Annotated in this window: 14 protein-coding genes and 1 riboswitch; all 14 genes read right to left on the minus strand. The window is 32.4% G+C overall.

From position 1 onward, the window contains the following. Positions 1 to 26: 26 nt before the first annotated feature. The 14 genes from I4V16_RS09275 to I4V16_RS09340 all read right to left on the minus strand — a co-directional run bounded on the left by I4V16_RS09275 (position 27) and on the right by I4V16_RS09340 (position 13,865). A complete protein-coding gene (locus I4V16_RS09275) occupies positions 27 to 755 on the minus strand; it encodes an ABC transporter ATP-binding protein (RefSeq protein WP_099314401.1) in 729 nt (242 codons plus the stop codon). Further along, positions 736 to 1,740, minus strand: coding sequence for an ABC transporter substrate-binding protein (locus I4V16_RS09280; RefSeq protein ID WP_049179569.1), 1,005 nt, complete (start codon positions 1,738 to 1,740; stop codon positions 736 to 738). Before I4V16_RS09280 ends, I4V16_RS09275 begins: the two co-directional genes overlap by 20 nt. A 1-nt stretch (position 1,741) precedes the next feature. Then, positions 1,742 to 2,518: an ABC transporter permease gene (locus I4V16_RS09285; RefSeq protein ID WP_049179568.1), complete on the minus strand. Its 777-nt coding sequence runs from the start codon at positions 2,516 to 2,518 to the stop codon at positions 1,742 to 1,744. A gap of 300 nt (positions 2,519 to 2,818) precedes the next feature. Further along, positions 2,819 to 2,923: riboswitch (TPP riboswitch) on the minus strand. A gap of 55 nt (positions 2,924 to 2,978) precedes the next feature. Next, positions 2,979 to 3,716: a TatD family hydrolase gene (locus tag I4V16_RS09290; RefSeq protein ID WP_049177041.1), complete on the minus strand. Its 738-nt coding sequence runs from the start codon at positions 3,714 to 3,716 to the stop codon at positions 2,979 to 2,981. 457 nt (positions 3,717 to 4,173) lie between these two features. Then, on the minus strand, positions 4,174 to 5,148 hold the full coding sequence (locus I4V16_RS09295; protein ID WP_049177042.1) for an MraY family glycosyltransferase: 975 nt from the start codon (positions 5,146 to 5,148) through the stop codon (positions 4,174 to 4,176). Positions 5,149 to 5,350: 202 nt separating this feature from the next. Continuing rightward, a complete protein-coding gene (locus tag I4V16_RS09300; RefSeq protein WP_027096784.1) occupies positions 5,351 to 5,992 on the minus strand; it encodes a V-type ATP synthase subunit D in 642 nt (213 codons plus the stop codon). A gap of 3 nt (positions 5,993 to 5,995) precedes the next feature. Next, positions 5,996 to 7,375 carry a V-type ATP synthase subunit B gene (locus I4V16_RS09305; RefSeq protein WP_027096785.1) on the minus strand — a complete coding sequence of 460 codons (1,380 nt, stop codon included), beginning with the start codon at positions 7,373 to 7,375 and terminating at the stop codon, positions 5,996 to 5,998. After that, positions 7,368 to 9,146: a V-type ATP synthase subunit A gene (locus I4V16_RS09310; RefSeq protein WP_049177062.1), complete on the minus strand. Its 1,779-nt coding sequence runs from the start codon at positions 9,144 to 9,146 to the stop codon at positions 7,368 to 7,370. Before I4V16_RS09310 ends, I4V16_RS09305 begins: the two co-directional genes overlap by 8 nt. Before the next feature lie 18 nt (positions 9,147 to 9,164). Then, positions 9,165 to 9,476, minus strand: coding sequence for a V-type ATP synthase subunit F (locus tag I4V16_RS09315; protein ID WP_034865825.1), 312 nt, complete (start codon positions 9,474 to 9,476; stop codon positions 9,165 to 9,167). After that, positions 9,469 to 10,470, minus strand: coding sequence for a V-type ATP synthase subunit C (locus I4V16_RS09320; protein ID WP_049177043.1), 1,002 nt, complete (start codon positions 10,468 to 10,470; stop codon positions 9,469 to 9,471). The genes I4V16_RS09315 and I4V16_RS09320 overlap by 8 nt, the downstream gene beginning before the upstream one ends. Before the next feature lie 12 nt (positions 10,471 to 10,482). Beyond that, positions 10,483 to 11,082 (minus strand): V-type ATP synthase subunit E, encoded by a 600-nt coding sequence (locus tag I4V16_RS09325; RefSeq protein ID WP_049177044.1) that lies wholly within the window; start codon positions 11,080 to 11,082, stop codon positions 10,483 to 10,485. A gap of 18 nt (positions 11,083 to 11,100) precedes the next feature. Then, on the minus strand, positions 11,101 to 11,586 hold the full coding sequence (locus I4V16_RS09330; protein ID WP_049177045.1) for a V-type ATP synthase subunit K: 486 nt from the start codon (positions 11,584 to 11,586) through the stop codon (positions 11,101 to 11,103). Positions 11,587 to 11,599: 13 nt separating this feature from the next. Beyond that, positions 11,600 to 13,552: a V-type ATP synthase subunit I gene (locus I4V16_RS09335; RefSeq protein ID WP_099314399.1), complete on the minus strand. Its 1,953-nt coding sequence runs from the start codon at positions 13,550 to 13,552 to the stop codon at positions 11,600 to 11,602. Next, the gene (locus tag I4V16_RS09340) at positions 13,539 to 13,865 is read right to left on the minus strand and encodes an ATPase (RefSeq protein ID WP_099314398.1); all 327 of its coding nucleotides are present in this window, start codon (positions 13,863 to 13,865) and stop codon (positions 13,539 to 13,541) included. Before I4V16_RS09340 ends, I4V16_RS09335 begins: the two co-directional genes overlap by 14 nt. Positions 13,866 to 13,883: the final 18 nt, after the last annotated feature.

Below are 13,883 nucleotides of genomic sequence, written 5' to 3' on the forward strand. Positions count from 1 at the left end.
TAAATAAGTTTACATGGATAAACTTTCTACTTTTTCATTATATCTGTTACTTCTCGTTTTATTAATAAGAACTCTTCAGTTAATTTAGTTTCTTCTCCTCTTTCTTTTGGAAGGCTAACCTTAACTTCTCCTTTTATAACTGCTGGTTTTTCAGAAATAACATACACCCTATCTGAAAGTAATACTGCTTCATCAACATCATGAGTTATTAAAAGTATTGTAGAGTTCATATTCTTTTTTATATCTAAAAGCCATTGTTGCATATTACTTCTTGTTATAGAATCTAATGCACCAAAAGGTTCATCTAAAAGCATAATATCATTTGAAGTTAGATAGGTTTGAAGAAAATTTGCCCTTTGTTTCATTCCCCCTGAAAGCTTATTAGGATATTTATTTTGGAAACCAGTTAATCCAAAGGTACTGATATACTTTTCAACTTCTTTTCTTGCATTCTTCCTATCCATTCCCTTAAATACAAGAGGAGTAGCTATATTATCAACAACCTTTTTCCATGGTACCATCATGTCCTTTTGGTACATATAACTTACATCCCCATTAACTCTCTTTTCTCCCGAGTCAAACTTAATTAAATTAGTTATAATATTAAAAATAGTACTCTTTCCACTTCCTGAAGGACCAACTATAGATACCAATTCCCCTTCATTAACCTCTATATTAATATCCTTTAAAATTACCATGTTATCAAAAGATTTTGATATTCCTCTAAGTAGTATTTTATTCTGGTAAGAACTCATTTGTATAAGCCTCGCTTGCTTTCATATCTTTGTTTATTAATTTGTACTCCAACATAAATTGAGTGTAATTATCCCATACACTATCCTTCATTTCTCCCCATCTATTTGCATCTGATTTATATTCTTTAGCTAAGAACTTTTGACTTTCTACAGCTAAATCCTTATCTATTTCAGGTACTTCCTTAACTAAAATTTCAGCTGATTCTTCAGGGTTATTAATTGCAAATTCATATCCTTTTGAAGTTGCTTCCATAAACTTCTTAACCATGTCACTCTTTTCATTTAAAGTGCTTTCTGATGAAGCAATAATTGGAGTATAGTAATCTAATCTTTCATCTAATTCTCTTAGTGGAATATAATTAATATCAAAGTTTCTAAGCTTTGCAGATATATTAGTCCACCCTTCAAAAGTCCATTCAAAATCTAAGTTATTCTTAGTGGCAATAAAGAAATCTTCAGTTCCTACATCAACTGTAGTTAGTTTAGAAAAATCTGCTCCTGCCTTTTCCATAACAGCTTGAAGAATAGCCTTTTCACTAGGACCTCCAAAGCCGCCATAAACCTTTCCTTCAAAATCTTTTACTGTTTTTATATTCTTCTCCTTAGGAGATGCAAAACCTGATGTATTATGTTGTATTATTGTTGCAATTGCCTTAACAGGCATTGGTGAATCAGATGTTCTTGCATAAGTTAAATCCTCTTGATATGTTATTGCAAAATCACCTTTCCCAGCTGCAACAAGTTGAAGTGATGATCCTTCTGAGGGTTGTATTATTTCTACATCTAGCCCTAAATCTTTAAAATATCCCTTTTCTTTTGCTACATATATACCTGTATGATTAGTATTAGGAGTCCAGTCTAAAATAACCTTAACCTTTTCTAACCCCTCTTCTCCCTCACTTTTCTTTGATGATCCACATCCTGACAACATCATTATTGAAGCTAATGCCATTGATATTATTGATACTATTCTTTTTTTCTTCATATTATTCTCCTCCATCCTTTATCTTTTTGTTCCATGGTGTAACTAATCTTTCTACTAAGCCTATCATAAAGAAAATAGCCATACTTAATATAACTATTATTACAATGGCCCCGAACATCTTATCTAGTGCATAAGCACTCCTTGCTCTGGTCATATATACACCTAGTCCCTTATCTCCTCCTAGCCATTCTCCAATCACTGCCCCCATTATACTGTAGGTTGCAGCAATTCTAACACCAGAAAAGAAATTAATTATCCCATATGGTAGCTTTAAATGAGTGAATATTTTAAACTTAGATGCACCCATAAGCTTAAAATGATTAATAAAATCCTTATCTACATTTTCTAACCCATCTGAAATACTAATTACAATTGGGAAGAAACATACTATTACAACTACTATAATTTTAGGTAATGCTCCAAAACCAAACCATATTATAAATAAAGGTGCTAAAGCTATAACTGGCACTGTTTGAGATACTACAAGCAGTGGGTATAACCCCTTCTTTATAAACGGTACTAAATCCATTATTATTGCTAAAACAAGTGCTAATACTATAGCTATAATAAAACCTACTAAACTCTCATATAGTGTAGCTGTAATATGTGGAAGCAGAGTATTAAAATCTTTAACTATTGCTTTAACAATGTCCGTAGGTGCTGGCATTATGTACTTTTCAACTCCACCTAACTCTATTACACCTTCCCATATAGCTAAAAAAACTAATAGGAAAACCAATGGCACTAACTTGTTACTAATTCTTTTTATTTTATTCAAAACTCCCCCTCCTTCTCTTTAGTATATTGATCCATACTATACTCTTCTAAAGAATAAAAAAAATCGCCAAGGCGACTGTGGAGCCGTCGATTTTTTTCGCCCATCTGCATTTCTGAAGCTTGCCTGAGGAAAATCTTGCAGGGGCATATATTTTATTTTTTATCCTTTAGGAACAAATAAACTTTAGTAACATCTAAATGTTGAAGTTATCCACAATTTAATTGAAGCTATAGTTTCCTAAAGAATAAAAAAAGCATAGTACTTCCTAATCTGAAAATACTATGCGTTAGATAACTATTTATTATACATATTTTATCTTCCTACGTTGGCATTATCCAAATCAGGTCATGGGTCGAATAACTTATTCCTCTCAGGCTACCTCTTAAGCCTCCCCAGATAAATCTTTTCTTGTTTAATTTTACTATTTCATATTAACCCTTATTGCTTCATTAGTCAATAATTAATAATCATTGTCCATTAGTTTTCTCCAATTTTCCCTTATTATTGACTTAATATCATCCCTTTTCAAAAGCTTAGAAATATCATCTACAACTCTCTTAACCTCACTTGGATATCCATAAACTCCATTAACCCACTCTAATGCTGTTGGCCCATCTGTTTCAGAAAGGAGTTTATCTAAAGGAATACGCTTTAACACCTCTTCTGTAACCTTAGAATACCCAATATCAACACTTATAGTAAAATAGCATCCAAGCTTTATAAACTTATCTAATATGTCTAAATCTCCACTATACCAATGGATAATAACTTTATTATAGTTATTATCACTTAAAATATTATAAATTTCTTCCTCTGCTCCCTTGGTATGAAGTGATACTATCTTATCTCTCTTTATACTCTCTTCTAGTATAAACTTAAATATTTCCCTTTGCTTAGGAAAAGTATTCTTATCTTCCACCCAGACATAATCTAATCCAATTTCACCAATAAATTTACTTTCTTCTATGTAGGGAATCAGATCCTCTAACTCTCCAGAAAAACTTCCAGCACTCCATGGATGAATACCAAAACAAGGAATTATATACTCACTTCTCTTTCCATACTCCTTATTTAAAAGGTAACTATCTATATCCATACTATTAGCTAATGTAATAATTTTATTTTTATTAATATCCTCAATAGCCTTATCTATGTTCTCCTTAAAATAATCTAAATGTGTATGAGCATCTATGTACATAAAAACCCTCCTTTAATTAATGAATAATTAGGGATAATTTTCTTATAGAAAATTTCAAATTATTGGTGCTTGTCCACCCTCACCAAACTAAAATAAAAATCTAAGCTAGCTACCAAGAAACAAAATTCTCACTCCACCACTACCGACTCTTATAATAGGAATACAATCCTAAGGGATTGAATAAGTTCATCTCAATTAACCTTCTTATCTTAATTAACTTAATTAACTTAATTAACTTAATTAACTTGATTATCTTAATTATCTTTGTTATCTCTTTTATCTTTTTTAACTCTACTAACTCTTCTTACCTAAACTGTGCGAAGTACTGCTTATACCTTATTACCTTTGTTATCCCTTTTAACTTTTTTATCTTTGTTATCCTTCTTACCTTACTTCTAACCTAAAAATAAAGAGAAACTGCAAAGCAATTTCTCATCCACGTCTCTATTATCTAAAACTAGTATTTTAACAATAATAATATTATTGAAATAATACTACATCCTAAACTAATAATCATTATATAATTTACACTTTGCTGAACTGTTAGTCCCTTTTCTTCAAGCCTATAGTGCATTTGACTTCTATCTGCTTGATAAACTGGCTTTCCTTCAGAAAACCTTTTAAATATAACAAATAGGTTATCAAAAATAGGCACTGCCAAAGCTAATATTGGTATAAATAAACTCATTATTGTAGCTTGTTTAAATGCACCATCAATAGCTATTATACTTAATAGAAATCCAATTACATTAGCTCCTGAATCTCCCATAAAAACCTTTGCTGGATATTTATTATATTTTAAAAATCCTAAAATTGCCCCTCCAAGTATAATTGATAATATTGCAGATTCACCCTGTTTTAATACAATTGCTGCAACAAAGAAAGTCATTGAGGATATTAAAGATATTCCTCCCGCTAGTCCATCCATTCCATCAGACCAATTTATAACTGTAGTAACACCAAATATCCAGGTTATAGTTAAAATAAATTGAACCCACTCAGGTAAAGATACATATATTCCAGTTAAAGGATTAGTAAACCCTAAAAAAACTACACCTGACTTATAAACTAAAATAGCTGCAAATATCTGTACTATTAATCTTGGATATATAGGAAATTCCTTTCCCTCAGATTTATAATAATCATCTACTAATCCAATTCCTAAGATTAAGGTAGTAGCTACAAATATCCATATATATTCACTATTCTTTATTCCTAGCCACCTAAACATAATAAAGCTAACAATAAAGAAACCTAGGTAAATTCCTAAACCGCCACAAAGAGGTATCTCTCCCCTGTGCTTCTTTCTTTCTGTAGGCTTATCTGTAAATCCAACTTTTAACGCAATTTTCATTAATTGAGGTATAACTAAATATACAATTAAGAAAGTTGCTAGCAATGCTATTATATAGTGTTGTATATTAAATTGCATTATAAACTCTTCTCCTTAACGTTTTCTGTCATTATACTTTAAGGTTACAATACACTTCGCCGTATACTTACATAAGAATTATACTATTATGTAGTTTTTTAATCAATTACAAAAAAATTAATATTATATAACTTTCCATCTAAATAATACAATATATCACACTATTAAAGAATAAAAAGAGACACTTTCGTGCCTCTTTCTTCTATCCTCTTTGTTCAAGCATACTTTTAACTTTCATTAGTCTTGTTGTAGCTGATCTTTCATTTTCATCAAGCTTCATTCTAATGTACTTAATAGTTTCTTGTAATTGAGGAATTGTCATATATTCAAGAGCATTAACTCTTCTTCTAGTCTTTTCTATTTCATCTGCCATAAGTTGGCATGACTTTTCTACTTCTGCAAGTTCTAGTAGTTTAGGAAGTATTCCATAAAGCTTAGCTATTGCATCATCTAGTTCTGAAGAAGTATTTGCAAAACCATAAGGATAAATGCTTCCCTCATCCCCCTCAAGTTGCCTCTTGAAGTTCATTACAGGTACATTTACACTCATAATGTTCTTTTCCCCTACTTCAACTGAAATATGCTCTTTAGGATATGCAACTGCTTCCTCTAAGAATTCTGAACTCATTACAGCTCTTGCCATAACAAAATCTTTTAAAGAACCTTCTAATTGTCCTTCAACTTCTGCTCTTAGAGTGTTGTTGTATTTAACAAGGTTAATGAATTGTCTCATTAACTCATCCTGTTTATCCTTAAGAAGCTTATGACTTCTTGTAGATGTTGCTAACTTTTTCTTAAGTCTAGTAAGCTCCATTCTAGTAGGATTGACATTTAATTTTGCCATAGACTATTCTTCCTCTCTTGGCATATATTTTTCAAGGTATTCATCTCTGATTCTCTTAAGTTCAGTTCTAGGAAGCATCTTTAATAACTTCCATCCTAAATTTAATGTCTCTTCGATAGTTCTGTTTGTTTCAAATCCTTGTGAAACATACTCACTTTCAAAAGCTTCTGCAAACTTAGCAAGCTTCTTATCTGTATCAGATAATGCTGATTCTCCTAAGATTGCTGATAATTCTTTCGCTTGTTTACCTTGAGAATATGCTGAGAATAATTGGTTCATAGTATCTGCATGGTCTTCTCTTGTCTTTCCTTTACCAATACCCTTATCCTTAAGTCTTGATAATGAAGGTAAAACATCGATTGGTGGTGTTACACCTTTCTTATATAATTCTCTTGAAAGAATTATTTGACCCTCAGTAATGTATCCAGTTAAGTCTGGAATTGGGTGAGTCTTATCCTCTTCAGGCATTGTAAGTATTGGAATTTGTGTAATGGAACCTTCTTTACCTCTAAGTCTTCCTGCTCTTTCATATAATGTTGAAAGGTCAGTATAAAGATAACCTGGGTAACCTCTTCTACCTGGAACTTCTTTTCTAGCTGCAGATATTTCTCTTAGAGCTTCTGCATAGTTTGTGATATCTGTCATAATTACAAGAACGTGCATTCCTTTTTCATAAGCTAAATATTCAGCTGCAGTTAATGCCATTCTTGGAGTAGCTATTCTTTCGATAGCTGGGTCAGACGCAAGGTTCATGAATAGAACTGATCTATCTATAGCACCTGTTGCCTTAAATTCATCTACGAAGAATTGAGCTTCTTCGAATGTTATACCAATAGCTGCAAATACAACGGCAAACTTAGAATCAGAATTTAAAACTTTTGCTTGTCTTGCGATTTGTGCAGCTAGTTGTGCATGAGGTAATCCTGATGCAGAGAACACTGGTAACTTTTGTCCTCTAACTAGAGTATTTAATCCATCAATAGCAGAAATACCAGTTTGAATAAATTCTGATGGATAGTCTCTAGCCATTGGGTTTATAGCTTCACCATTTATATCTACTCTCTTTTCAGGAATTATGTTTGGACCGTCATCATTTGGTCTACCCATTCCATCAAAGACTCTTCCTAGCATATCTTCTGATACACCAAGTTCAAGTGGTCTACCTAAGAACTTAACCTTAGTTTCCTTCAAGTTAATTCCAGTAGATCCTTCGAAGATTTGTACCATTGCTCTTGAACCATTAACTTCAAGAACCTTACCTCTTCTCATTTCTCCAGTATGAAGTTTAATTTCAACTAGTTCATCGAATTTAACTCCTTCAACACCTTCAACAACCATTAAAGGTCCAACTACTTCAGTAACTGTTTTATATTCCTTAAGCATCTAGAACCCCTCCTTCGCTGATTAACTTATCGATCTCAGCTTTTAGGTCAATGCTGATTTGATCTATCTTGTTTAGTTCTTCTTCGTGAATATACTTACTTCTTGCAATTCTATCTCTTACTTCATCAAGAGCTAAAATCTTATTTAAGTAAACACCTGCATCTAAAGCTCTTTCTGCTTCAACCTTGAATGATAATATAAGCTTTAACATCTTATATTGTTTATCTAATGAAGCATAAGTATCAACTTCATGGAAAGCATTTTGTTGTAAGTAATCTTCTCTGATTGACTTAGCAACTTCTAGCTTTAATCTATCTCTTTCTGATAATGCATCTATACCAACAAGTCTTACAATTTCTTGAAGATTAGCTTCTTCTTGTAGAAGTGACATAGCTTCTACTCTTAATTTTGACCAGTCATCTGATACATTTTCATTCATCCAAGCATCAATTTTATCTGCATATAATGAGTATGATGTTAACCAGTTAACTGATGGGAAGTGTCTTTGATAAGCAAGTTGTGCATCTAGTCCCCAGAATACCTTAACTATTCTAAGTGTAGATTGTGTAACTGGCTCAGAAATATCTCCTCCTGGAGGCGATACTGCACCGATAGCAGTAATAGCTCCTTCTCTACCATCTTTACCTAGGCAAATAACCTTACCAGCTCTTTCATAGTAGTCAGCAAGTCTTGATCCAAGGTAAGCTGGGTAACCTTCATCACCAGGCATTTCTTCAAGTCTACCAGACATTTCTCTTAAAGCTTCTGCCCATCTTGAAGTTGAGTCAGCCATGATTGATACTGAGTAACCCATATCTCTGAAATACTCTGCTATTGTTATACCTGTATAAATTGAAGCTTCTCTAGCTGCAACTGGCATGTTAGAAGTATTTGCTATAAGAACTGTTCTCTTCATTAAGCTTTCTCCAGTTCTTGGGTCCTTTAGTTCTGGGAACTCATTAATAACGTCTGTCATTTCGTTACCACGTTCACCACAACCAACATAAACAACTATTTCAGTATCTCCCCATTTAGCTACTTGGTGTTGAACAACTGTTTTACCTGCTCCGAATGGTCCTGGTACAGCTGCTGCACCACCCTTAGCAACTGGGAAGAATGTATCTATAACTCTTTGTCCTGTAACCATTGGGGCTACTGGATTAAGTTTTGATGCATATGGTCTACCTTTTCTTACAGGCCATTTTTGCATTAATGAAACTTCTCTATCACCATTTTCAGTTTCTACTACGCAAACTGTTTCTTCAACTGTAAATTCACCTTCATTTATGCTTTTTACTTTACCTGAAATTCCGTAAGGAACCATTATCTTATGAAGCACAACTGTAGTTTCTTGAACTGTACCTATTATGTCACCAGCTGAAACTTCATCCCCTACTTTAACTGTAGGTGTAAATGCCCATTTTTTATCTCTATTTAATGATGGAACAGATATACCTTTTGTTAAGAAACTAGACTGAGCTGCTTCCATAAATGCATCTAGTGGTCTTTGTATACCATCAAACATTGATTCTATTAGACCAGGTCCAAGTTCAACTGAAAGTGGTTCTCCAGTTGTTACAACTGGATCTCCAGGACCTATACCAGATGTTTCTTCATATACCTGGATAGATGCTTTATCCCCTCTCATTTCGATAATTTCTCCAACAAGGCCCTTATGTCCAACCTTACATACGTCATATATATTAGCTTCATCCATTCCTTCAGCAACTACCAAAGGTCCAGAAACTTTAATTATCTTTCCGGTCTTCAAACTTACCAACCTACCTTCCTATAAAATATTAACGCCTACAGCTTTTTCAACGTTATCGCTAATTCTTTGCATACCTATATTTAATGTTCCTTGATTGCTTGGAATTAATATTACAGCAGGAAGTACCTCTCTATTGTATCTCTCAATAGTTTCTTCTATATCCTTTGCAACTTGTTCAGTCACAAATATTACTGCATAATTATTCATTGCTAATCTATCAATAGTTTTTCTTGCTTCATCAGCTTCAACTACTGGGAAAACATCAATTCCTAGAGCTTTGAAAGCTAAAACTGAATCTTTATCTCCAACCACTCCAATTTTCTTAAACATAAATATCACGCAGCCTTTCCCTTATTACTTCCTCAGCAATATTATTAAGCTTGCCAACCATTATAATTCTAACTACTTTAATTTCTGTCTCCTTAGCATAAATATATGCTAGTAAAGGCTCTCCTCCAAATGGAATCATCTTAGCTTCCTTCATCATATTCATGATGTAGTTATCTACTAACTTTTCTAAAACTCCAGCTGACCCACTCTTTGTATAGTCTTCAACACCATTCTTAAGTACATCTGCATAATCAGTATGGCTTAACTTACTAAAAATATTTTCATTAGCATCATTAAGCAGTGATACTAATACATCCTTATCAATTTTTCCACCATCAATTAATACAGATAATAATAATTCTCTACCTTTATTTTGTTTTTTTACTCTTAAAAGAGTTTTTACATTAGTTAAATCTATTTGAGCTTTAACATATCTTTCTGTAAAGGTATCATTCAATTCTTTAGCAACATACTTCATTTCTTCAAACATATATTTATCTAAAATAACATCAATTCTTTGAGGGTCCTTCTTAGAGTTAAAATCATTTATAGCTTCTTCCACTGCTTCTCTCATAATTGGATTTAAATCGCCAAAGCTATTTGTTTCTATAATTACCTTTAGCTTTGATGCTTCTATTGATCCAACATGTATTAACATATTAGAAAAATCTTTTTGAAGAAACATTCCCTTAAGAATTACTTTTATATTATGATAGTCATACTTCATGCTCATGATATCAACTAACTCTTTACAAGGAGTCATGTCATACATCTCATGATACACTCTCTTAAGTTCATCACTTAGTACAGCCTCATAATCTTCTGCTCTTTTTGCACCACTCATAACATTTGAATACTCAGTTTCTCCAAGTACTCTTAATGCTTCATCAGCAGATTTAGAATCTATCATTCTATCTAACTTGGCTTTATCAAGGAGTCTGGTTTCTAATACTCTAAGTCTTGGTATAACTTGAGTAAATTGCATTATATCCATTACTTATCCTCCTTAATTAAATAATTCATTTGCCACTTCAAACTCTAATTCATCCTTTAATGAGCTTACTAAAGCTTCAAAAGTATTATTTATTTCTATTCCACCTTTTTCAAGGATAAATCCACCCTTAAAGTTACCTACTTCTGTGCTTATAGTTAATAAACCTTTTTTACCTTTTGAAGTAAGTTCTTTATTTATATCAACTAATAATGTGTTATCAACTAAACTCTTACCTTTTTCATTTAGAATTAGCTTTTCATCTCCAGCTATCCCAAGTGTAAGAATACTTTCTTTAATAAAAGTTTTATATTCTGCATCGCTTAACTTGCATAATTCATCAACACTTTTATTAAATACTTCTTCAATGATAGCTTGCTTAGCCTTAAGCTTTTCATTTCTAGCCTTTAATTCAGCTCCAGAAATAACTCTTTCTTTTCTTGTTTGAGCTTCGCTTTTTGCCTTCTCTATCATTTCAGCTTCTAGTGCCTTAGCTTCCTTGTTTCTTTTTTCAATTATAGAAGCTTTTTCACTTTCAGCCTTAGCTAAAATACTGTCCTTTCTTTCTTCTGCATCCTTAAGGATTTTAGAAGTCAGATTACTTATATTTGACATAGCTTCACTTCCCCAATCCTAGAATAATTGAACTACTAACATGATTGATATAACGAATCCTAATAGTGCATATGTTTCAACCATTGCTGTTAAAACGATACCCTTTGTGTTATGTTCTGGCTTTTTAGCTAAGATTTGAACTGCAGAAGCTGCTGCTTTACCTTGAGCTATACCTGAGAATAAACCTGCTATACCAACTGGTAAACATGCGCATAATAAGTACATACCTTGTGCTAATGTAGTAGTAGTACTTAATTGGAATAATACCATTAACCCAACAACGAAACCATAAAGACCTTGTGTACCTGGTAATAATTCAAGAATTAAAGCCTTACCAAACTTTTCTGGTTGTTCTGTAAGTAATCCAGAAACCGCTTGACCTGCTATACCAACACCCTTAGCTGAACCTATACCTGATAAACCTACTGCTAATGCAACACCTAAGCCTCCTAAAACGAAACCACCAAAATTTTCTGATAAATATTGAATCCAAGTCATTTCCATTATAAAAATCCTCCTAATCTTTCTTTACATTAATGTATTTATTTTGTGTCTTAAATGGAGAGAATGCTTTTCCTCCACCTTCATAGAATTTTCCAAAGTATTCAACATACTGTAATCTACAAGTATGAACATATGCTCCAAGTAACCCTAATGCAAGGTTAAATATATGACCAAATACGAATATTACTGGTGCAAATAAAATTCCTGCAACTCCTGGAATCATACCCATTATCATGTTAAATGCTCCTGCAAGAGATCCACCTGCAAGACCAAGTGCCATAAGTCTTGTATATGAAACTAAGTCTCCAACATAACCTGTAATACCATAAAGTGCATATGCACCTTGACCTAATTGAGCTCCTCTTGTTTTTTCTTCTCTACCACCTGTTAATACAATTACAACCATACCAAAAATCATAAATCCGATTGCTATATTTTTAACTAATGGCGATAAACCTAACATACCTGAACCTAAAACTAAAGCTACTGATACTAAAGTAATTACCCAAGCCCCTACATCATAGAAGGCATCCTTAGGTTTTCCTGCCTTAAGTAACATATATGCTTTAATTCCTAAACCAAAGAATATTTGAACTGCTCCAAATATTACTGAAACAATTAATATGGTTGTAACATCCTTATTAGGATCTACTAATCTCCAAGGCATTTCTATAATACCTCCAAAGAATGAACCATAAAGTATTCCAAATCCAATAATAGGGAAACTTAAGTAATAGAAGAACTTAGCAAACTTTCTTGTTCCTTCATCTAAATTAAAGGCTTTAAGTGCAACTAAAGTTACTATTAATTGAAGTAATCCATATCCTATATCTGCTACCATCATACCAAAGAATAATAAGTAGAATGGTGTAACAAACGGAGTTGGGTCTATTTCATCATATCTAGGAGTAGCATACATCTCAGTAATATTTTCAAATGAACTATTTAATTCATTATTCTTAAGTTTTACTGGAACCTTATCTATTTCTTCATCTTTAACATCTTCAAATGTTAAATAATAATCTTCTCCTAAAGCTTCTTTTATGATAGCTTTTAATTTTTCATTATCTTCAACTGCTAACCAACCTTGAAGGACAGTAATATTTTCTGTTCTCAAGAAATTACCTATAGCATTTTTTCTATCTACAAGGTTTGTATAATATTCATTAGCAGCTTCTAACTTATGATATCCTGCTTCAAAACCAGATAATTCTTCTTGAACAAAGAACTTCTTTGAATCTAGTTTAGCTATTGTATCCATATTGTCATGCATGACTTTAATTGGCGTTTCTTTTATATCTGTCTTAAATTGACTAAAGCCAAACCCTCTTAACTTGTCACTTACTTCCTCTTTATGCTCTTCTCCGCATATTACTAAGAAAAACATATCCTGATTGTTTCTAGATATAATTTCTAGATAATAATCATTCATTTCAGCAACTAAAGTATCTTCATACTGCTTTGGTACACTTCCTATGAAATAAGGAGTTTTAATTGAAGATAATTCTTCAAAAGAAACATCTAAACCTTCCCATGGTCTTAAGGATTCAACAATAGATTGTAGTTTAGTTTTTTCACCTTCTAAACTTGCTATTACCTCTTCCTTTTCTTTAACTTTCTTATAAACTTCTTCCCAGTTATTACTCATAACTTCTGTTTCAAGTTCTTTTAAAGTTAATTGTCTCTTTCCTTCCTTCATAGCCTTTAGTGCTGACTTTTGAGGAATATAATCTTTTAGAAATTCAAGGGCAAATTTAGTCATAGATAATTTTTCTTCACACCCTGCAAACTCTGAATCATCCCTATCCTTTGAAAGGTCACTAAACACTTCATTTTCTTCTAAAAGCGAAGCATCTTGAAGATTTACAAATTCAGTTTCTGCAAATCCCTGTAATCTTTCTAGAATTCTCGTTTTTTGTGATTCAAAGGCAAGCAAAGTGAATTTATTCATCTTAACAATTGCCATTTACTTTCACAATCCTCTCAACTACTAATTTAACAGCATTATTCTTTTTATCATCAGAGATATTATAAATATTCTCAGACTCTTGCTTTCCTTTTTCTAAAATAGGCTCAGCCACCTTGTTACCTTCTGCTAAAGCATTTTCCATGACTCTATTACATTCTTCTTTTGCAGCACTAATTACCTCATTATATTTTTGTTCTGCTTCTTCTGAAGCTTTTTGAACAATTTCTTTAGATCTTAATGTTGCTTCTTTAATCATTTCATCAGCTTTTGCTTCTGCACTTTTAATCTCATTTATTGCTTCTAATGCCAAAAATATCACCACCTTTAT

It is taken from the genome of Clostridium sp. 1001283B150210_160208_E6, from assembly GCF_015669365.1.
In the GTDB taxonomy this organism is placed as follows: Bacteria; Bacillota; Clostridia; order Clostridiales; family Clostridiaceae; genus Clostridium; species Clostridium paraputrificum.

What these genes read in the sequence shown, in the direction of transcription:
- I4V16_RS09275 (WP_099314401.1), bottom strand. Translation starts at nt 755, where the DNA reads ATGAGTTCTTACCAGAATAAAATACTACTTAGAGGAATATCAAAATCT.
- I4V16_RS09280 (WP_049179569.1), bottom strand. Translation starts at nt 1,740, where the DNA reads ATGAAGAAAAAAAGAATAGTATCAATAATATCAATGGCATTAGCTTCA.
- I4V16_RS09290 (WP_049177041.1), bottom strand. Translation starts at nt 3,716, where the DNA reads ATGTACATAGATGCTCATACACATTTAGATTATTTTAAGGAGAACATA.
- I4V16_RS09295 (WP_049177042.1), bottom strand. Translation starts at nt 5,148, where the DNA reads ATGCAATTTAATATACAACACTATATAATAGCATTGCTAGCAACTTTC.
- I4V16_RS09300 (WP_027096784.1), bottom strand. Translation starts at nt 5,992, where the DNA reads ATGGCAAAATTAAATGTCAATCCTACTAGAATGGAGCTTACTAGACTT.
- I4V16_RS09305 (WP_027096785.1), bottom strand. Translation starts at nt 7,375, where the DNA reads ATGCTTAAGGAATATAAAACAGTTACTGAAGTAGTTGGACCTTTAATG.
- I4V16_RS09315 (WP_034865825.1), bottom strand. Translation starts at nt 9,476, where the DNA reads ATGTTTAAGAAAATTGGAGTGGTTGGAGATAAAGATTCAGTTTTAGCT.
- I4V16_RS09320 (WP_049177043.1), bottom strand. Translation starts at nt 10,470, where the DNA reads ATGGATATAATGCAATTTACTCAAGTTATACCAAGACTTAGAGTATTA.
- I4V16_RS09325 (WP_049177044.1), bottom strand. Translation starts at nt 11,082, where the DNA reads ATGTCAAATATAAGTAATCTGACTTCTAAAATCCTTAAGGATGCAGAA.
- I4V16_RS09330 (WP_049177045.1), bottom strand. Translation starts at nt 11,586, where the DNA reads ATGGAAATGACTTGGATTCAATATTTATCAGAAAATTTTGGTGGTTTC.
- I4V16_RS09335 (WP_099314399.1), bottom strand. Translation starts at nt 13,552, where the DNA reads ATGGCAATTGTTAAGATGAATAAATTCACTTTGCTTGCCTTTGAATCA.